Source organism: Kitasatospora sp. NPDC088346 (genome assembly GCF_044740765.1).
Taxonomy (GTDB): Bacteria; Actinomycetota; Actinomycetes; order Streptomycetales; family Streptomycetaceae; genus Kitasatospora.
In genome coordinates this window covers 254,480-273,337 of the sequence record NZ_JBIURH010000002.1, presented here as the reverse complement: position 1 = coordinate 273,337, position 18,858 = coordinate 254,480, and the positions used below count along the sequence as shown (strand labels likewise).

General features: G+C 73.0%; 14 protein-coding genes. 3 read left to right on the top strand and 11 right to left on the bottom strand.

What is annotated here, in order from left to right; all coding sequences use genetic code 11:
* Positions 1 to 12 precede the first annotated feature (12 nt).
* Entirely contained in the window at positions 13 to 861 is an 849-nt protein-coding gene (locus tag ACIOFR_RS04800; RefSeq protein ID WP_400992445.1) for a M24 family metallopeptidase, read from the top strand.
* A complete protein-coding gene (locus tag ACIOFR_RS04795) occupies positions 858 to 2,576 on the top strand; it encodes an SDR family oxidoreductase (RefSeq protein WP_400992444.1) in 1,719 nt (572 codons plus the stop codon). The genes ACIOFR_RS04800 and ACIOFR_RS04795 overlap by 4 nt, the downstream gene beginning before the upstream one ends.
* A 19-nt stretch (positions 2,577 to 2,595) precedes the next feature.
* Here ACIOFR_RS04795 and ACIOFR_RS04790 read toward each other — a convergent pair whose 3' ends face one another.
* The 11 genes from ACIOFR_RS04790 to ACIOFR_RS04740 form a co-directional block, all read right to left on the bottom strand.
* Entirely contained in the window at positions 2,596 to 3,807 is a 1,212-nt protein-coding gene (locus ACIOFR_RS04790; RefSeq protein WP_400992442.1) for an MAB_1171c family putative transporter, read from the bottom strand.
* A complete protein-coding gene (locus tag ACIOFR_RS04785; RefSeq protein WP_400992441.1) occupies positions 3,804 to 4,346 on the bottom strand; it encodes a ParH-like protein in 543 nt (180 codons plus the stop codon). Before ACIOFR_RS04785 ends, ACIOFR_RS04790 begins: the two co-directional genes overlap by 4 nt.
* A gap of 67 nt (positions 4,347 to 4,413) precedes the next feature.
* Positions 4,414 to 4,842, bottom strand: a complete 429-nt coding sequence (locus ACIOFR_RS04780) for an XRE family transcriptional regulator (protein WP_371500963.1) — start codon at positions 4,840 to 4,842, stop codon at positions 4,414 to 4,416.
* 169 nt (positions 4,843 to 5,011) lie between these two features.
* The gene (locus ACIOFR_RS04775; protein WP_400992439.1) at positions 5,012 to 7,102 is read right to left on the bottom strand and encodes a tetratricopeptide repeat protein; all 2,091 of its coding nucleotides are present in this window, start codon (positions 7,100 to 7,102) and stop codon (positions 5,012 to 5,014) included.
* An 89-nt stretch (positions 7,103 to 7,191) separates the two neighbouring features.
* A complete protein-coding gene (locus ACIOFR_RS04770) occupies positions 7,192 to 8,412 on the bottom strand; it encodes a hypothetical protein (protein WP_400992438.1) in 1,221 nt (406 codons plus the stop codon).
* A gap of 742 nt (positions 8,413 to 9,154) precedes the next feature.
* Positions 9,155 to 9,451, bottom strand: a complete 297-nt coding sequence (locus ACIOFR_RS04765) for a hypothetical protein (protein ID WP_400992437.1) — start codon at positions 9,449 to 9,451, stop codon at positions 9,155 to 9,157.
* A 178-nt stretch (positions 9,452 to 9,629) separates the two neighbouring features.
* Positions 9,630 to 10,814, bottom strand: coding sequence for an XdhC family protein (locus tag ACIOFR_RS04760; protein ID WP_400992435.1), 1,185 nt, complete (start codon positions 10,812 to 10,814; stop codon positions 9,630 to 9,632).
* Between the two features lie 100 nt (positions 10,815 to 10,914).
* On the bottom strand, positions 10,915 to 12,399 hold the full coding sequence (locus ACIOFR_RS04755) for an NCS2 family permease (RefSeq protein WP_400992433.1): 1,485 nt from the start codon (positions 12,397 to 12,399) through the stop codon (positions 10,915 to 10,917).
* Between the two features lie 306 nt (positions 12,400 to 12,705).
* A complete protein-coding gene (gene pucD / locus ACIOFR_RS04750; RefSeq protein WP_400992432.1) occupies positions 12,706 to 15,066 on the bottom strand; it encodes a xanthine dehydrogenase subunit D in 2,361 nt (786 codons plus the stop codon).
* A complete protein-coding gene (locus ACIOFR_RS04745; protein WP_400992430.1) occupies positions 15,063 to 15,548 on the bottom strand; it encodes a (2Fe-2S)-binding protein in 486 nt (161 codons plus the stop codon). The genes pucD and ACIOFR_RS04745 overlap by 4 nt, the downstream gene beginning before the upstream one ends.
* Positions 15,545 to 16,432, bottom strand: a complete 888-nt coding sequence (locus ACIOFR_RS04740) for an FAD binding domain-containing protein (protein ID WP_400992429.1) — start codon at positions 16,430 to 16,432, stop codon at positions 15,545 to 15,547. Before ACIOFR_RS04740 ends, ACIOFR_RS04745 begins: the two co-directional genes overlap by 4 nt.
* 458 nt (positions 16,433 to 16,890) lie before the next feature.
* Between ACIOFR_RS04740 and ACIOFR_RS04735 the strand changes: the two genes are divergently transcribed.
* Positions 16,891 to 18,483 carry a PucR family transcriptional regulator gene (locus ACIOFR_RS04735; protein ID WP_400992427.1) on the top strand — a complete coding sequence of 531 codons (1,593 nt, stop codon included), beginning with the start codon at positions 16,891 to 16,893 and terminating at the stop codon, positions 18,481 to 18,483.
* Positions 18,484 to 18,858: the final 375 nt, after the last annotated feature.

Genomic DNA, 18,858 nt, shown 5'->3' with positions numbered 1-18,858 from the left:
GAAGACCGACCGATGCCAGCACCCGCCTTCCGCTACAGCGACCACGACCTCGCCCGCTTCCGGGAGACCCAGCAGCTCGCCTACCACTGCGCCGAACAGGTCGCCGCCTGGATCGAACCCGGCGTCACCGAACGCCAGGCCACCGCCGAGCTGCGCCGCCGCCTGGTCGCGGCCGGCGTGCAGGACTTCTTCCACGTCCCGTTCGCCTGGTTCGGCGACCGCACCGCCTTCCGCCACTTCCACACCCCGCTGCAGTTCTTCGCCGGCAACCGCCGGCTCGCCGAGGGCATGCCGTACGTGCTCGACTGCGCCCCCGTGGTGGACGGCTACACCGCCGACATCGGCTACGGCGGAAAGGTCGGCGACAACCCGGTCTGGGACCGGCTCGCCGCCGACCTCCGGGTCTACCGCGAGCTGATCCTGCGGGAGGTGCGGGCCCGCAAGCCGCTCGACGAGGTGTACGCCGCCGTCGACGCCCAGATCGCCGCCCACGGCTACGACAACCGGCACCGGGTCTACCCGGGCCGGGTGATCGGCCACCAGGTCACCCGGACCACCGCGCGCGGACCGGCCGGCGTCAACCTGTTCGGGTTCGGGGTGCGTACACTCCAGACCCTCGGCCGGGAGCTGATCAGCGAACGGCTGCACGGCCGCTCCCCGCTGTGGGCGGACGGCCGGGCCTCCCGGCACGCGCCCACCCCCGGACTGTGGGCGGTGGAACCGCACATCGGCTTCCGCGAGGTGGGCATCAAGTTCGAGGAGCTGCTGGTGGTCACCGAGGACGACGCCTACTGGCTCGACGACGACCTGCCGCACGTGCGGCGCTGGACCACGCAGCACAGCCTGGAGGAGTCCCGATGACCGTCCGCCGCCGCACCGTCCACTCCGGCGGGTTGCCGCTCGCCGTGTTCGAGCAGGGCGACCCGGCCCACCCCACCGTCATCCTGGTCCACGGCTACCCCGACACCCACACGGTCTGGGACGACGTCGCCGCCGACCTCGCCACGGACCACCACGTGGTCCGCTACGACGTCCGCGGCGCCGGCCGGTCCGGCGTCCCGGCCGCCCGCAGCGAGTACCGGCTGGAACTGCTCGGCGCCGACCTGTTCGCCGTCGCCGAGGCCGTCAGCCCCGACGAGCCGGTGCACGTGGTCGCCCACGACTGGGGCTCGGTGCAGTCCTGGGAGGCCGTCACCGAGCCCGGGGCCGAACGGCGGATCGCCTCCTACACCACCATGTCCGGCCCCTCGCTGGACCACCTCGGCTTCTGGATCCGGCACCGGCTGCGCCGCCCGACCCCGCGCCACCTGCGGCAGCTGCTGGTCCAGGGCGTGCACTCCTGGTACATCACCGCCTTCCACCTGCCGGTGCTCGCCCCCGCCACCTGGCGGCTCTGGCTCGCCCGGGCCTGGCCCCGGGTGCTGCGCGACCTGGAGGCCGTCCGGCCCCGGCCCGGGCACCCGCAGGCGACGCTCAAGCAGGACGCCGTCCGCGGGATCGAGCTCTACCGGGCGAACATGCGGCCCACCATCCGCCGGCCCCGCGAGCGGCCCACCGAGGTGCCCGTCCAACTCGTCACGCTGGAACGCGACCACTACGTCTCCGACTTCCTCTCCGAAGGCCTGGAACGCTGGGTCCCCCGGCTGACCAGGCGGACCCTGAACGCCACCCACTGGTCGGCGCTCCTGGAGAAGGGCCCCGCCGTGGCCGCCCTCGTCCGGGACTTCGCCGCCCGCACCGCCGCCGGGGAGAGCCAGGGGGCGCCGGACAGCGGCAAGCTCGCCGTGGTCACCGGCGCCGGCAGCGGCATCGGCCGGGCCACCGCGCTCGCCTTCGCCGAGCAGGGCACCCGGGTGGTGGCCGCCGACCTCGACCTGGACTCCGCCCGCCGCACCGCCGAACTCTGCACCCTGATCGGCACCCCCGCCCACGCCTACCGGCTGGACGTCAGCGACGGCGCGGCGGTCGACGCCTTCGCCCGGCAGGTCGCGGCCGAGCACGGGGTGCCCGACGTGGTCGTCAACAACGCCGGCATCGGCCACTCCGGCACCTTCCTGCAGACCACCGAGAAGGAGTGGCAGCGGGTCCTCGACGTCAACCTCTGGGGCGTCATCCACGGCTGCCGGGCGTTCGGCGCCCTGATGGTCGAACGCGGCGAGGGCGGACACATCGTCAACCTCGCCTCGGCCGCCGCCTACCTGCCGTCCAAGCTGCTCGCCGCCTACGCCACCAGCAAGGCGGGCGTCCTGATGCTCTCCGACTGCCTGCGCGCCGAACTGGCGCCGCACGGCATCGGCGTCTCGGCGATCTGCCCCGGCATCGTCAACACCAACATCACCCGCACCTCCACCTTCTCGGGCGTCGGCGCCGCCGAGCAGGCCGCCAAGCAGGAACGCGCCTCGAAGCTCTACGCCCGCCGGGGCTTCCCCCCGGAGAAGGTCGCCGCCGAGATCCTGCGCGCGGTGCGCACCGGCAAGCCGGTCGTCCCGGTCACCGTCGAGGCCAAGGCGGCCCGCCTGCTCGGCCGTCTCTCGCCGGGACTGCTGCGCCGCGCGGCCCGGCTCGACGTCGGCTGAGGGGGCCTCGGGGGCAGGCTCAGGGACCGGTGAGCTCCTCGCGGGCGCGGCCGCGCAGCCGGCGGACGGTGGCCGAGCACCGGAACGCGTCCGCGACCCGGCAGAGCCAGGCGGCCTCCGCGTCCGGGTCGGCGGGCGTCTCCCGGGGGACGTAACCGCCGCCCGCCGCGGCCGTCCTGCTCCGGCCCGCGGCCGCCGCCTCCAGGGCGGTGGCCAGGACCGCCGCCTCCACGGTGGCCGCCAGCCGGACGGGGTCGGCGCGCTCCCGCGCGGTGGCCTCGGCCGCCGCCCAGGCGGCCGCCTCGGGGTGCAGGTGGGGCCGCAGGGCGAGTTGCGCGTCCCGGATCTCGATGATCCGCCGGTACAGCGCGAACTCGGCGTCCCTGGGCAGCCGGCGGCGGCCGGCGGCGGCGTCGAAGGCGATCCCGGGGACGGCGGAGTGCAGCGCGCACCACAGCGGGGTCAGCCTGCGGTAGCGGTACCAGGCGCGCAGCCAGCGGAACGGCCGGGCGGACAGGCCCGCCCAGCCGGTGAGGGTGGCACCGCCGATGCCGAGGGTGAGGGCCAGCACGCTGGCGGTGGCCGAGATCCGGTCCTCGCGGGTGAGCTGGTGGCCGGTGGTGAGGGCGTCCAGCAGCGGCCCGATGCTCAGGACCGCCCAGACGAGCCCGACGAAGGCGCCCGCGAGCACCAGCCGCAGACCGGTCCGCAGCAGGCGGTCGTCGACCTGCCGGGCGGCCCGGCCGATCAGCAGCAGGAAGACCGCGAGGCACCAGACGGAGTGCGCGGTGAACAGGGCGTTGTAGCAGGTCAGCGCGGGCCGGCCGGACACGGCGACGTAGAGGCCGCCGACCGCCGGTACGGCTCCCGCGTTGAGGAAGGCCACCGCGGCGACCGCCATCACCGCGACCGTTCCGGCGGCCTGACGCCTGATCAGTCCGCGTCCGCGTTCGGGCGGTTCCACCGAGAGCGCCAGCAGGGCGAGGAACCCCTGGGCCGCGAGCTTGAGTTCACCGCCCGCGAGTGCCAGTCCGAGGGCCCAGGGCGGGTGTTCGCGGGCGCTCCCGGACACCGAGGGGGCGAGCGAGGCCATCGCGAGGGCCATGCACAGCGCGAACGCGACCAGGTACCAGGTGCCCGCGCGCAGGCGGCTGCCGCGGACCTGGTGGAGCCGGACGACGATGCCGAGCAGGGTCACCAGGCAGGCCACCACGGCCGCGAGGTCGATCACGGACAGGAACCCCATCGGGCCGGCCGGTCGAAGATCGAACCGAGCCGGTCGGCCTGGCGGGCCCGCCCGGCGGGGGAGGCGGGCCGGGCCCGGCTGGTGCGGTGCAGCGCCAGCGAGGCGAAGAGTTCGGCCTCCTGCTCCTGCACCTCGCTGTAGACCGTGCGGCCCAGCACGCGCCGGATCAGCTCGCCGGACAGATGCGGGAAGAGCGGCCCGGCCGTGGCGTCGTCGGCCGCGGCGAGCCCGCCGCGGTGGCCGCAGAGCAGGTGGCCGACCTCGTGCAGCACGATGTGCTGCTGGTGCAGCGGGGTGGTGTCGGTCGGGAAGCCGATGTAGTCGGCCCGGTCGGTGCTGACCAGCAGCCCGCACGGGGCCCGGACCCCGGCCGGCAGCGGGATCAGCTCGATCGGCCGGTCCAGTTGTACGGAGAGCGCGCGGAGGAAGCCGGTGATCTCGAAGGGCACGGGCAGCGGGGCGTCGGAGACCAGCTGCTGACACCGCCGCCAGAGCCCTCTGCCGTGCCGGTCCGCTGCTGCCATCGCCACTCCCACCCTGCCGTCCGACCAACAGCCCCCGATCCTAGGCGCGGGCGCCGGACGGGAGATATCACTCCGACCGCTGTGATCTGGCCTCTCTGCGCGCGATCGCCTCGATCATGTCGCTGATGGTGCCCAGCCCTTCGGGGGACAGGGTGACGGCGCGCAGCGCGACCTCCCGGACGCCGGCGTTGCGCATCGCGCCGAGCAGCGCGAGCTCCTCGGTGATCCGGTCGCTCTGCTCGTCGTCGAAGAAGTACGAGGGCGGGACCTGGAAGAACTGGGCCAGCGCCTCCAGGTGACGCTTGGTCGGGTTGTCCCTGCGACCGGTGCGCAACTGCCAGAGATAAGTGGCCGAAAACGTCTCCCCGCTGGCCTCGCGACAGGCGCGGGCGACCTCCTCGTGGCTGTACGGCTCGCCACTCGGCCGACGGACGACCTGGAACAGACGGTCGATCCGGTCGCTGAGTGTGGGCGGGTCAAGGTCCGGACCAGTCAAAGCGCCTCCCTCACGGTCCCACGCCGGCCGGGTGAGCACAGCTGGAGTCGGGATTGTTCCCGGGACATCGTAGTTGGCGCCGACCTGGCGCGGATACCGTGGGGTGGTGCGGGCTCGGTGCACAGTTGGTGCGGATCGAGCGGTGCCGGGCGCGCCGCCCGGCGGACCGTCAGCCCGCCGCGAGGCAGCGGTCGCGTTCGGCGCGGACGTCCGGGTCCTCGTCCTCGGCGAGCAGCGCGTCCAGGAGCTCGACGGCGCGCCCGGCCCGGCCGGACTCCCGCAGGACGACCGCCAGGTTGAAGCGGATCTCCGGGTCGGGGGAGAGCTCGGCGGCCCGCTCCAGCGAGTCGAGCGCGGCGGGCAGATCGCCCTGCTCGTAGGCGAGTCCGCCGCGCAGCGCCCAGGCCGGGGCGTAGTCGGGGACGGCGGCCAGGGCGAACCCGAGCGCCCGGACGGCCTCGTCCGCGGCCCCGGCCTCGATGTGCAACTGGGCCTTCAGGCACCACAGTTCGGGGCTGTTCGGCGCGAGCGACAGGCCGGTCTCGGCGTCCTGCCAGGCGTCCTGGAGGCGGCCGAGCGCGAGCAGCAGGCCGGCCCGGTTGAGATGCGCGTCGGGGAACGCCGGGTCGAGTTCCAGGACGTACCCGAAGTCGTCCACCGCCCCTTCCAGGTCTCCGAGTTCGGCGCGGACGTCGGCTCGGTTGTAGTAGGCCTCGGGGAACGGCGGCGACAGTCGGACGGCCTGCTCGAAGTCGGCGAGCGCCTCGACGGGGCGGCCCAGACCCCGGAAGGCGATGCCGCGGTCGAAGTGGTACTCGGCGTAGTTGGGGTCGAGCGCGATGACCTCGGTGAAGTCCGCGATCGACTCCTCGTGCAGGCCGAGCTGCCCGGTGACCTGGGCCCGGTTGTGCCGCAGGACCGAGCGGTGCAGGGCGTGCTCGTCCGGGTCCAGGGTCTCGTCCAGCTTGGCGAGGCAGCTGTCGAGCAGGGTGAGCGCGCCCGCCAGGTTGCCCTGGTGCAGTTCGATCAGGGCGAGCCCGTTGCGGTTGAAGACCGCCCGGGCGACCCGCTCCTTGGCGTCGGGGAGCTGTTCGGCCAGGGCGATCGCCAGGTTGATCCAGCCCCGGGCGACCAGGTGGTCGCGCTCCTCGGCGCCGAAGTGACGGGTGTACAGCATCGAGGTCGCGTAGGCGGCCTGCATGTGCACCAGCGGGTGGGTGGAGAGCGCGCGGGCCTCGGTGTAGAAGGGGAGCGAACGCTCGGGCAGACCCAGGGCGGCCAGCGAGGTGGTCATCTTGGTGGTGAAGGCCCACCAGGCGTCCAGGTCCTGGTCCGGCCCGGTGAGGGTCAGTCCGCGCTCGCCGAGCTCGACGGTGGCGTGGTAGAAGCCGAGGTCGATGCAGGTGTCCAGGGCCCGCCGCAGGGCGGGGATGCCGGTGCCCGTCGGGTCGCCGCCGTGCTGGGCGTGCCAGGTGAGGGCGCCGCGGGCGAGGGACTCCTCGCCGAGCGCGGCGAGTTCGCGGTACCGCTCGTCGTGCAGGGCGGCCCGCCGCTCGGCCGGGAGGGCCAGGTAGGCCTGCTCGGTGCGGGGGTCGTCCGAGGTGCCGTCGCCGTCCACCCAGGCGCGGGCCGGGTCGGCGGGCAGCGGCCGCGCGTCGGCGTCCCGGTCGGGCACGTCGAGCGCGGCGCAGTGGGTGGCGAGGGCGGGCGCCAGCGGCGTCTCGACCGGTCCGTCGGGCCCGGCCGGGGCGTCGGGGCCGGTGCCGATCACGACGGTGATCAGCGCGGGGTCGGCGCGGCGCAGCAGGACCGCGAGGAACTCCTGGTCGGTCGGGTCGGCGTGCTGCACGTCCTCGACGACCAGGGTGCGCGGACCGTCGTCGAGCGAGCGGACGTACGCGGTGAGGAACTCGACCAGGCCGTGGGTGATCCGCAGGGTGCGCAGCCGGGAGTAGAACCGGGTGCGCTCCTTGGGGATGGCGAGCGAGGTCAGCGTCTCCCGGGTGGCCCGGACGACCGGACGCAGCTCGGGCGCGGTGGAGAGGATCTCGACGTCGTGCCGGGCCACCGCCTCGGGACAGCGCTCCAGCGCGTCCGGGACGACGGCCCGCAGGATGCTGCCGACGGCGGTGTACGGTCCGCGCAGCCGCCGGTGCGCGCTCACGGTGGCCAGCACCTCGGGCAGGCCCAGACCGGTGCGGGCGTCGGCCGCGTCGCTGCGGTGGGTGGCCCGGATCCAGTGGTGCCGGTGCTCGGCCATGTCGGTGCTGCCTTTCGTAGGACGGGGACGGGGACGGGGACGGGAGGGGACGCCGTTCGGACGGCCGACGGTCGGGCCGGACGGCCCGGTCAGACGGCCCGGGCGGCCGGCGTGGCGCGGGCCGCGCGGCGGTCCCGCAGGGCGATGGCGCCGGCCACGGCGAGCTGGGCGATGCTGAGGGTGAGCACGGTGGCGGAGTCGAGCAGTCCGACGGTGGAGCCGCCGCCGGTGAACCGGCCGAGCACGCCGGCCACCACCTGGTAGGCCATCGGAACGGCGGTGGTGACGCCGAGCAGGATGGTGAACGCGTAGCCGAACACCATCAACCAGCTGTACCAGCGGGCCACCCGCAGGTCGGTGGGGTGCAGGTGCGAGTCGTCCTCGGCCGGGCGGCCGGCGAGCCGGCGGATCCGCCGGCGCAGCACGAACGTCGCGGCGCTGTGCAGGTCGACGCAGCCGAGCAGGGTGGTCATCAGCAGGTACAGGTCGGTGCGCAGGTAGAACAGCAGCTGCCAGGCGAGCCGCAGCACGGTCGCGTAGGCCAGGGCCAGGCAGAGCGCGGCCACCAGGGGGTAGCCGCCGTCCGGCCGCCGCAGCAGGTCGGCGACCAGGGTCAGTACGGCCGTCGCGAGCACGTCCGCGAGCATCCCGGCGAGGATCGGCAGGTACCGCTTCCGGCGCGGGACGGCGACCAGCCCGTCCATCGAGGTCTCGGCGACCACGTAGTACAGCCGGCGCCCGAGGCTGAACCGGGAGTGCAGGCCGAGCCGGCGGCCGGCGAGGGCGTGGAAGGCCTCGTGCAGGGCGATCAGCGGGGTCTGGCCGACCAGCAGGAACAGCACGATGAGGCTGTAGTACGGGGTGAAGAAGATGTGGTGGTAGTCGGGGAGGAGGTCCGGGGTGCGGATGCTCTCCACCAGCCAGAGGGCGGTCACGGCGGCGTAGCAGACCCAGGCCGGGGCGCTGAACAGGGCGCGGCCGAGCCGCTGGTGGCGGACGGGGCGGGCCTCGGCGGCGCTCTCGTCCGCGCCGCGCAGGAAGCCCAGCTCGTCCAGCGAGTCGAGCAGGTCCCGGATGTCGACGTCCTCGCCCCAGCGTTCGCGGTACTCCGCGGCGGCCCGGTCGGGCGGCGTGCCCTCGGCGAGCAGGTGGACCAGGTAGGCGCCGTCGACCGGCAGCACCACGTAGGTGTCGGTGTCGGCTCGGCCCACCACGACGTCGTCCCCCTCGGCGTGGAAGACCAGCGGGTGCATCGGCTGGGGAAGGTCCAGCGGGTGCCGGGCGGTGTCGCTGTCCGGACGGGGTGGCAAGGGAACCTCCTGCGTGCGGAAACCACCGAGCCGGGCCGTCCGCGGCAGGCGCGAACGACCCGGTGCGGTACTGGATCAGGCCTGGGCGACGACGATGCAGTCCCAAGGCGCGTACAGGGCCTTGGCAGCGCTGGTCATGCGGACCGGGCCGGCCTTGCGGATGGCGATCTTCTTCATGCGGGAACACCCCTTCTCACGGGTACGGGCTCACGGGTACGGGCTCACGGGTACGGACCACGGAACGGCGCCGGTCAGGCGTCGAGCACGCACGCCCACGGCGCGTACAGCGCCTTGGCGGCACTGGTCATGCGGACCGGGCCGGCCTTGCGGATGGCGATCTTCTTCATGCGGGAGCACCCCCCTCCACAGGTGTCGACGGTGGGCTGCCGCGCGGGTCAGACCGCGACGACGATGCAGTCCCACGGCGCGTACAGGGCCTTGGCGGCGCTGGTCATGCGGACCGGGCCGGCCTTGCGGATGGCGATCTTCTTCATGCGGAATCACCCCCTTGAGCAAGTGGGCAGCGGTGAAGGATCGCTGAGATGAACACCTGGGTGACGGGTCGTCATTTCAGCTGGCTCAGCATGGCGGTGGCCAATCAAGCGTGTCAACGGATGTGAATGGAGATGTCGCCATGTTTCATCTCCGATCATGAGGGGAGGGAGTCCGGAGGGGGTGCGGATGGGGTGCGGACCGACGGAAGAGCCCGACGCCACCGGGGCGTCGGGCAGATGACGAAGCGTCAGGTGCGGTCGATCCGGCTCGGGCCGGTGGTCAGGTCCTCCGCGTTCATGCACGGGGTGAGGGTCACCTCGGCATTCATCCGGAGCCGGAACGGCTCGCAGACGGCGACGATCGCGGCCGGGTCCGCGACGTCCACCACGATCGTCGCGGCCCGGCTGCCGGCGTACGGGTGGAAGGAGGCGGCCTCCGGCTTGAGGGTGCCGAGCACCGACTCCATGATCCCGGGCAGACTGCCGTCGGAGATCAGACGGTTCATCGTCTCGGTGTCGAACTCGACCTGGATCATGGTGCGCATCGTCGGGCCGTCCTTCCGGCACGGGCGGGCACCCGGTGCCGGTGCGGACCGGTGGGGCCGCCCGGGAAAGGCGACCGGCGGGCCGCACCGGGGCGGGCGGCGGACCGGTCCTCGCCTCCCGGTCTCCCGCCGGGCCCGGCCCGGCACATGTCGATCAGGCCGCGGCCCGGCCCGGGCGTCAGGCCGCGTGCGAGCGCTCGCGCGGCCGCTCGGCGGCCTCGGCGCGGGTCAGGTCGTGGTGGATCGGGCCGTGCCCCGCGGAGAGCGGCAGGCAGCTGCCGCCGCGTCGGTGGGCGACGATCTCGGCGGCGACCGAGACGGCGGTCTCCTCGGGGGTGCGGGCACCGAGGTCCAGGCCGATCGGTGAGCGCAGCCGGCCGATCTCGGCGTCGGTCAGACCGACCTCGCGCAGCCGGGCGTTGCGGTCCCGGTGGGTCCGGCGGGAGCCCATCGCGCCGACGTAGCCGACCGGCAGCCGCAGTGCGCGCTCCAGCAGCGGGATGTCGAACTTGGCGTCGTGGGTGAGTACGCACAGCACGGTGCGGCCGTCGATCCGGTCGAGCTGGGAGTCCAGGTAGCGGTGCGGCCAGTCGACCACGACCTCGTCGGCGTCCGGGAAGCGCCGCGCGGTGGCGAACACCGGCCGGGCGTCGCAGACCGTCACCCGGTACCCGAGGAACCTGCCGATCCGCACCACGGCGGCGGCGAAGTCGATGGCACCGAAGACCAGCATCCGGGGGGCCGGGACGTAGGACTCGACGAAGAGCGTGACGGTGCCCTGCCGCCCGTCGTCGCACGGGCGGCCGTCGAGGCCGAGCACCAGCCGGCCGGTGCGCCCGGCGTCCAGCATCGCGCGGGCCTCGGCGACCACGGCGCGTTCCAGCTGCGCGGTGGTCGAGGGGGCGGGGGAGAGCGCGCCGTGGTGGCCGTCGGCGGTGACGGCGACGGTGGCGCCGAGCAGTCCGGCCGGTCCGGCGACCACCCGGGCGAGCGCGACCGGGGTGCCGGAGGCGATGAACGCGATCCCGGCGTCCAGGGCCTCGTCGGTGCCGGGGACGACCGGCTGCACGAAGACGTCCAGGACGCCGCCGCAGGTCAGACCCACCGCGAAGGCGTCCTCGTCGCTGTAGCCGAAGCGCTCCAGGACGGGCTCGCCGCTCTCGATCGCCGCCCGGCACAGCTCGTACACCGCGCCCTCGACGCAGCCGCCGGAGACCGAGCCGATCGCCTCGCCGGCCGCGTCCACGGCCAGGGCGGCACCGGGATCCCGCGGCGCGCTGCCGGAGACCCCGACCACGGTGGCCACGGCGAAGGACCGCCCGGCGGCGTGCCAGGCGTGCAGCTGCTCGGCGATGTCCTGCATGTCCGGTGCTCCTTACCAGTCCAGTGTGCACGGTCGTACGGGAGGTGCCGCGGTACGGGAGCCGGTGGCCCCCGTACCGCGGCGGGTGGGCGGGCGGTGGCTAGTGCACGCCCAGCCAGTCCTTGATCGGGACGAGCGCGAAGTAGACCACGAACACCCCGGTCAGGATCCACATCAGCGGGCCGGGCTCGCGCCACTTGCCGGTACCGGCCTTGATGACCGTGTAGGAGATGACACCCGCGGCGACACCGGCGGTGATGCTGTAGGTGAACGGCATCAGGACGCAGGTGAGGAAGGCCGGGATGGCGACCTCGCGGTCCGACCAGTCGATGTGCCGGGCCTGGCTCATCATCATCGAGCCGATCACCACCAGGGCGGCGGAGGCGACCTCGACCGGGACGATCGCCGCGAGCGGCGAGAAGAACAGCATCAGGGCGAACATCGCGCCGGTGACGGTGGAGGCGAGACCGGTGCGGGCGCCGTCGCCGACACCGGTGGCCGACTCGACGAACACGGTCTGGCCGGAGGCGCCGGACAGGCCGCCGATCGCGCCGCCGGCGCCGTCGATGAACAGGGCCTTGGACAGGCCCGGCATCCGGCCCTGCCTGTCCGCGAGCCCGGCTTCGGTGCCGACGCCGATGATGGTGGCCATCGCGTCGAAGAAGCCGGCCAGCACCAGGGTGAAGACCGCGACCGTGGCGCTGATCGCGCCGAGTCCGTGGCTGCCGAACGCGCCGAACAGGTCGACGCTGCCGAACAGCCCGAAGTCCGGGGCCGAGACCGGGCTGCCCGGCCACACCGGGGCGGAGCTGCTCCAGGTCCTGGCCGGCAGGTCGACGACCGCGTTGACCACGAACGCCACGACGGTGCCGCCGGCGATGCCGATCAGGATCGCGCCGCGGACGTTGCGGGCCAGCAGGACGAAGATCGTCAGCAGCGTGAGGCAGAAGACCAGGACGGGCCAGCCGGACAGCTCGCCGAACGCGCCGAGCGAGACCGGGGTCGGGCCGCCGGTGTGCACGAAGCCCGCCTTGACCAGGCCGATCAGCGCCACGAACAGGCCGATGCCGATGGTGATGGCGTGCTTGAGCGGCAGCGGGATGCCGTTCATGATCTTCTCGCGCAGTCCGGAGACGACCAGCAGTACGATCAGCAGACCGTAGATCACGCACAGGCCCATGGCCTGCGGCCAGGTGGTGTGCGGGACGACCATCGCGGATATCGCGCCGGAGACCGACAGGCCCGCCGCCACCGCCAGCGGGACGTTGCCGACCACGCCCATCAGGATCGTGGTCACCGCCGCCGCCAGCGCGGTCGCCGTGGTGAGCTGCGCGTGGTCCAGCTTGAGGCCGTTGACGTCGGCGCCGCTCAGGATGATCGGGTTCAGCAGGACGATGTACGCCATCGCCATGAACGTGGTCAGGCCGCCGCGGAGCTCGTTGCCGAGGCTGGAGCCCCGGGCGGAGATCTTGAAGTAGGCGTCCAGCGCGTTTCTCGGCGGGGCGGTTGCCGGTGGCGAGGTGAGGGGCTCGTCGGCGGCGGGTGCTTCTTCAGTGGTGCCGGGCTCCGTGGGGATCCGGGTCATGTCCACTCCCAAGGTTCAAAGGGGGTTGGGGTGGGCGAGCCGACCTGTTTGCCGGGCATAGGAGCAGGCGCAGGGGGACTGTTCGACTCACGATGTGCACGTGCGGTGGGCTGCGGCGCGGGGTGGTGCGCACCGCTGCAGAGCCCCGGCGTGGGAGAGGCAGCGGGATGGTGCACGTCGGTCGCGTGTGGGTGGTGCGCCGGTGGGTGGTGCGCTGGGTTCCTCTTGTGGAGCCGTCCGTGGTGGTGCTGCCCCGGGGCGGTGGGGAAGACGGTCGCCGCCCCGGGGAGGTCTGGTGGTGGGGGGCTACAGCGTCCCGGTGAGGTGCTCGGGCCGGACCGGGATGCGGTTCAGGGCGATGCCGGTGGCCTGTCGGATCGCGGCGACGATCGACGGGGTGGCGGAGACGGTGGGGGCCTCGCCGACACCGCGCAGCCCGTACGGGGCGTTGGGGTCGGGCAGTTCCAGGATGTCCACCGGGATCGGCGGGGTGTCCAGGATGGTGGGGATCAGGTAGTCGGTGAAGGACGCGTTGCGCACCTTCCCGTCCTTGACGATGATCTCCTCCATCACGGCCAGGCCGAGCGCCTGGGTGCAGCCGCCCTGGATCTGGCCGACCACCGACAGCGGGTTCAGCGCCTTGCCGACGTCCTGGGCCGCGGTCAGCTCGACCACCTTGATCAGGCCCAGCTCGACGTCCACGTCGACCACCGCGCGGTTGGCGCAGAAGGTGTACTGGACGTGGCCGAAGCCCTGCCCGGTCTCCTTGTCGAAGGGGACGGTCGGGCGGTGGTGGTGCTCGCGGGTGAGGTCGATCGCCTCGTCGCCGAGCAGGTCCACCATCGAGATCAGCGCACCGGCGGACGCGGAGACCACCTTGCCGCCGGCCAGGTCGATGTCGTTCTGGGTCCAGCCGTAGCGCCGGCGGCCCTTCGCGATCAGCGCCTGCTTGACCGCCTCGGCGGCGAGCTTCACCGCACCGCCGGTCATGTAGGTCTGCCGGGAGGCGGAGGTGGAGCCCGCCGAGCCGACCTCGGTGTTGGCCGGGTGGATGGTGACCTGCTCGACGCCCAGCTCGGTGCGGGCGATCTGGGCGTGCACGGTGACCCCGCCCTGGCCGACCTCGGCCATCGCGGTGTGCACCATGGCGACCGGTTCGCCGCCGATGACCTCCAGGCGGACCCGGGCGGTGGAGTAGTCGTCGAAGCCCTCGGAGAAGCCGACGTTCTTGATGCCCACCGAGTAGCCGATGCCGCGGACGATGCCCTCGCCGTGCGAGGTGTTGGACAGCGCGCCGGGCAGCGTGCGGACGTCGAGGTTGTCGAGGTCCAGCGGCGGCGGCAGCGGCATGTCCTTGACCCGCTGGAGGAGTTCGGCGACCGGGGCCGGCGAGTCGATCTGCTGGCCGGTGGGCAGGCGGTCGCCCTCGGCCATCGCGTTCAGCTGGCGCAGCTCGACCGGGTCCATCCCGAGCTCGGCCGCCAGCCGGTCCATCTGGGTCTCGTAGCCGAAGGCGGCCTGCACCGCGCCGAAGCCGCGCATCGCGCCGCAGCTCGGGTTGTTGCTGTAGAGCGCGATGGCGTGCATCTTCACGTTGGGGATCACGTACGGCCCGTGGCCGAGCGAGGCGGCGTTGCCGACGACCGCGGGCGAGGCGGAGGCGTACGCGCCGCCGTCCAGCACGATCCGGCAGTCGGCGAAGACCAGCTTGCCGTCGCGGGTGGCGCCGTGCTCGTAGAACATCTTCGCGGGGTGGCGGTGCACGTGGCCGAAGAAGGACTCGTCCCGGGCGTAGACGATCTTGACGGGCTTGCCGGTGTGCAGGGCCAGCAGCGAGGCGTGGATCTGCATCGACAGGTCCTCGCGGCCGCCGAAGGCGCCGCCGACGCCCGCCAGGGTGAGGCGGACCTTCTCCTCCGGCAGGGCGAGCACGGGGGCCATCTGCTGGCGGTCCACGTGCAGCCACTGGGTGGCGACGTAGAGGTCGATGCCGCCGTCCTCGGCGGGCACCGCCAGGCCGGACTCCGGGCCGAGGAAGGCCTGGTCCTGCATGCCGACCTCGTAGGTGCCGCTGACGACGACGTCCGCCATCGCCCGTACCTCGTCGGTCACCCCGAGCCCGGAGACCAGCCGCTGCTCGTGGCAGATGTTGCCGTAGCCGTGCGACTTGAACTCGTGCGGCTCGTGCACGTAGCCGTGGATCTCGGGCGCGAGGCACTGCTCCTCGGTGACGATCGGGGTGAGCACCTCGTACTCGACCTTGATCTTCTTCACCGCACGGCGGGCCGTCTCCGGGTGGTCGGCCGCGACCAGCGCGATCGCCTCACCGTGGTAGCGGACCTTGTCGATCGCCAGCGCCGGCTGGTCCTGGATCTCCAGGCCGTAGAACTTGGAGCCCGGGATGTCCTCGTGCGTCAGCACCGCGTAGACGCCCGGCAGCTTGAGCGCCTCCGAGATGTCCACGCCGAGGATGTTGGCCCGGGGGTGCGGCGAGCGCAGCGCGGTGCCCCAGAGCATGTCCTCGTGCCACAGGTCCGACGAGTACGCGAACTCGCCCCTGACCTTGAGGGTGCCGTCCGGACGCAGCGGCGAGCCGCCGATGCCGTCCTTGCTCGCCTGCCGGATGTCCTGGAGGTTCTTCTGACCCTGGATGGTGCGAGTGCTCATTCGGAGGCCGCCTTCGCGCACGTGCGGGCGGAAGCGAGCCGCACCGCGTCCATGATCTTCTCGTAACCGGTGCAGCGGCACAGGTTGCCCGACAGCGCCTCACGGATGTCCGTGTCGCTGGGCTGGGCGTCCTGCTCCAGCAGCGCGTCGGTCTGCACCAGCAGGCCGGGGGTGCAGAACCCGCACTGGACGGCGCCGGCGTCGATGAACGCCTGCTGGACCAGGCCCAGCTCGCCGTCCTCGTCGGCGAGGCCCTCGACGGTGCGGACCTCGCGGTCCTGCACCTGGCCGGCCGCGACCAGACAGGAACAGACCGGGATGCCGTCCAGGTAGACGGTGCAGGAACCGCACTCGCCCTGCTCGCAGGCGTTCTTGGAGCCCGGCAGGCCGACGCGCTCGCGCAGCACGTACAGGAGGCTCTCGCCCTCCCACACGTCGTCGGCCTCGACCGGCTTGCCGTTGGCGGTGAAAGTGACCCTCATGCCGCGCTCCTGATCTGCTTGCTGTAGTCGTTCCACGTCCAGGTCAGGGTGCGGCGGGCCATCACGGCCAGCGAGTGCCGGCGGTAGTCGGCGGTGCCGCGGACGTCGTCGATCGGGGACGCGGCGGCCTTCACCAGTTCGCCGAACTGCTGGATCACCTCGGCGCCGAGCAGCTCGCCCGACTCCCACAGCCCGCGCTCGGCGAGCACGCCCTGGAGGTACTCCTCGGCCGCCACGGCGCGGCGCGGCGTGGGGGCGGCCGAACCGATCCCGGTGCCGACGGTGCCGTTCTTCGGGTGCAGCGCGAAACCGAAGGCGCAGACCGCGATGACCATCGCGTTGCGGGTGCCGATCTTGGAGAACTGCTGCGGGCCGTCCGCCACCGGGATGTGGACGGCGCGGATCAGCTCGTCCTGCTCCAGCGAGTTCCGCTTGACCCCGACGTAGAAGTCGTCGATCGCGATCATCCTGGTCCCGCGGACCGAGGCGGCCTCGACGAACACGTCACGGCCGGCCGCCAGCAGCGCGGGGTGCGCGTCGCCGGCGGGGGACGCACCGCCGAGGTTGCCGCCCACGCCGCCGCGGTTGCGGATCTGCGGGGAGCCCACGGTGTGCGAGGCCAGCGCCAGCCCGGGCAGCGGCCCGGACAGCTCGTCGATGATCCGGGTGTACGGCACGGCTGCGCCGAGGCGGACGACATCGCCGTCGTTCGACCATTCGGTGAGCTCGGTGATGCGGTTCAGGTCGAGAATCGCGGATGGCCGGTGCACGTCGAAATTCATCTCGACCATGACGTCCGTGCCACCCGAGATCGGCAGCGCGGTCGGGTACTCAGCCTTCGCCGCGAGTGCCTCGTCCCACGTAGCGGGCCGAAGGAACTCCATGCGGGTGTCTCCTCAAGTCGTCGCCTACCAGAACGGTTGGGCACAGTGCCCGGAACCCGGTCGCTCGCCCGTTCGGAGGCGGCTGCACGGAGTTCCTGCCCGCGGATCTCGGACTCTGCTACCGCCCCGTTGCCGAGGCGTTGAGTCCTGGTCACCGGGGTGTGTCCGGCGGCGTGTGGCCAGTGAACCTCCGACCGCCCACCCGTAGGCAGTCACCGATGGCATGAAGCCCCGGCGGTGGTGCCGCCCGGCATCCTGTACGTTCCTCTAACGAGGGCAACGGCCCAGTCCAAGCGGTTGCGGACCGCTCAGTACGACCGTAATCCGGCCGTGACGGCGGCGCTACGACCCTGTGACCCGGGTCCCTCTTGAGACGTAACGCCGAGGCCGTCGGCTGGGGCACACTGTGAGCCCCCACACCCACCAGACCCCCACCCTCCAGACGAAGGAGTCTGCGGATGCGTGTCCGTGACCTGCTCGCCCCCGGGACCCTCGGGCTCCGGCTGCTCGCCGCCGAGGACGAGCTGGACCGGCAGGTCAGCGGCGTCATGACCACCGACCTGCACGACCCGGGCCGGTACCTGCACGGCGGCGAACTGGTGCTCACCGGCATGCTGTGGCGCACCTCCGCCGAGGACTCGGAGCGCTTCGTGCGCACCATCGTGGCCGGTGGGGCGGTCGCGCTGGCGGCGGGCGAGGCCGAGGTCGGCCCGGTGCCGGCGGACCTGATCGACGCCTGCGCGCGGCACCGGATGCCGCTGCTCGCCGTCCCCGACCACATCGCCTTCGGCGCCGTCACCGAGTTCGTCGGCCGCCAGGTGTCGGCCGACCGCGCCGCCGACCTGGCCGCCCTGGTCGACCGTCACCGGATGCTGGTCTCCGCCGCCGGCGGCGGCGGCCTGGACGCCGTGCTCGACCTGCTCGGCGGCGACCTCGACCTGGACTGCTGGGTGCTCACGCCCACCGGCCGGGTGATCGCGGGACCGGCCGACCGGCTCACCGCGGAGGACCGCGACCAGCTGGCCCGCACCCACCTGGCCGCCCAGCGCCAGCGTCGCCGGCCCCCGCACCGGGCCCGGCTGATCTCCGGCTCGTACTCGCTGCTGCCCGCCGCCGTCGACCCGGCCGAGGAGAGCCCGCTGGCCGACTGGGTACTGGCGGTCGCCGGCGACGTCACCGAGTGGACCGGCAAGCGCCAGCAGCTCGCCGAGAACCTGGCCCGGCTGGTCGCCGCCGAGCGGACCCGCCGTGACGAGGGCCGCCGGCTGCGGCGCCGGCTCGCCGACGAGGTGCTGACCCTGCTGCAGCGGGACGCCGATCCGGCCGAGATCAGCCGTGCCCTGCACGCCTCCTCGGCGATGGCCGTCCGGTACGAGGGCGCCGGGGCGGAGCCCGCGAACGGCGGCGGCACCTGGCTGGTGCTCAGCGCCGAGAGCACCGGCCTGCCCGACGGCGTGCTGCGCACGATCCTGGAGGAGGCGCTCGGCGACGCCTCGGACCGCGCCCTGGTGGCCGGCTCCGGCAACGGCGCGGTCGGCGTCCTGCCCGCTCTCGACGCGGCGGTGCCCGCGGAGGCGCTGCGCGAACTGCTCGCCCCGCTGGAGGCCGGCCTCGGTTCGGAGGGCCGGATCACCGTGGGTGTCTGCGCCCCGGCCGGCGAGGCGGGTGGTCTGCGCGGCGCCCTGGAGGAGGCCCGGCACGCCCGCCGGATCGCCGCCGCCCGGATCGGCCGGGTCTGCGTGGCCGGCCCCGAGGAGCTCGCCTCGCACGTCCTGCTGCTGGCCGCGGTGCCGGACGAGGTCCGCCGGGCGTTCCGCAGCCGGTTGCTGGACCGCGTCATCGCCTACGACATCGAGCACCAGGCGGATCTGGTCAGGACGCTGGAGGCCTTCCTGCGCTCGGACGGTTCGTGGACCCGCTGCGCGGCCCAGCTGCACGTGCACGTGAACACCCTGCGTTACCGGATCGGCCGCATCGAGGAGTTGACGGGTCGTGATCTCTCCCGGCTGGAGGACCGGGTCGACTTCTACCTCGCACTGGAGCTCGCCTAGCGCTTGACGGGGGCCCGTAAAAGTTCCAGGAAATCGGTCACGACTTCATTGCGATCGATTCCAAAAGCGGGCAAATAGGGCCAACTCTCACAGAATATTCCCAGGTTTGTGAGGTAGCTTTCGACCGCAGCGCGAAGGGGGGCCGTCCGAAAAGCGGACGAGTCGCCCCGCGATGCCGCCGGGGTGCGGGGGCCTCCGTGCGCACCCGTACCCTTTCCGCTCGCGGTCGACGTCTTTCGATCCGGCGCGCGGCTGCGAAAGTTGACTGCGTACCGTGACCAATCCGCGTTACCGCATACCCGAGGACCCGCCCGACGCGTATCTGCGGCATGAGGAAACGCTCCAGCTTCGGTCACCCTGGGTGACAGTCCCGGC

Excerpts from the sequence above, each read along its gene's own strand:
- pucD (WP_400992432.1), bottom strand. The coding sequence starts at position 15,066 with ATGAGCACTCGCACCATCCAGGGTCAGAAGAACCTCCAGGACATCCGG.
- ACIOFR_RS04795 (WP_400992444.1), top strand. The coding sequence starts at position 858 with ATGACCGTCCGCCGCCGCACCGTCCACTCCGGCGGGTTGCCGCTCGCC.
- ACIOFR_RS04740 (WP_400992429.1), bottom strand. The coding sequence starts at position 16,432 with ATGGAGTTCCTTCGGCCCGCTACGTGGGACGAGGCACTCGCGGCGAAG.
- ACIOFR_RS04785 (WP_400992441.1), bottom strand. The coding sequence starts at position 4,346 with ATGGCAGCAGCGGACCGGCACGGCAGAGGGCTCTGGCGGCGGTGTCAG.
- ACIOFR_RS04735 (WP_400992427.1), top strand. The coding sequence starts at position 16,891 with ATGCGTGTCCGTGACCTGCTCGCCCCCGGGACCCTCGGGCTCCGGCTG.
- ACIOFR_RS04775 (WP_400992439.1), bottom strand. The coding sequence starts at position 7,102 with ATGGCCGAGCACCGGCACCACTGGATCCGGGCCACCCACCGCAGCGAC.
- ACIOFR_RS04755 (WP_400992433.1), bottom strand. The coding sequence starts at position 12,399 with ATGACCCGGATCCCCACGGAGCCCGGCACCACTGAAGAAGCACCCGCC.
- ACIOFR_RS04765 (WP_400992437.1), bottom strand. The coding sequence starts at position 9,451 with ATGCGCACCATGATCCAGGTCGAGTTCGACACCGAGACGATGAACCGT.
- ACIOFR_RS04760 (WP_400992435.1), bottom strand. The coding sequence starts at position 10,814 with ATGCAGGACATCGCCGAGCAGCTGCACGCCTGGCACGCCGCCGGGCGG.
- ACIOFR_RS04800 (WP_400992445.1), top strand. The coding sequence starts at position 13 with ATGCCAGCACCCGCCTTCCGCTACAGCGACCACGACCTCGCCCGCTTC.
- ACIOFR_RS04745 (WP_400992430.1), bottom strand. The coding sequence starts at position 15,548 with ATGAGGGTCACTTTCACCGCCAACGGCAAGCCGGTCGAGGCCGACGAC.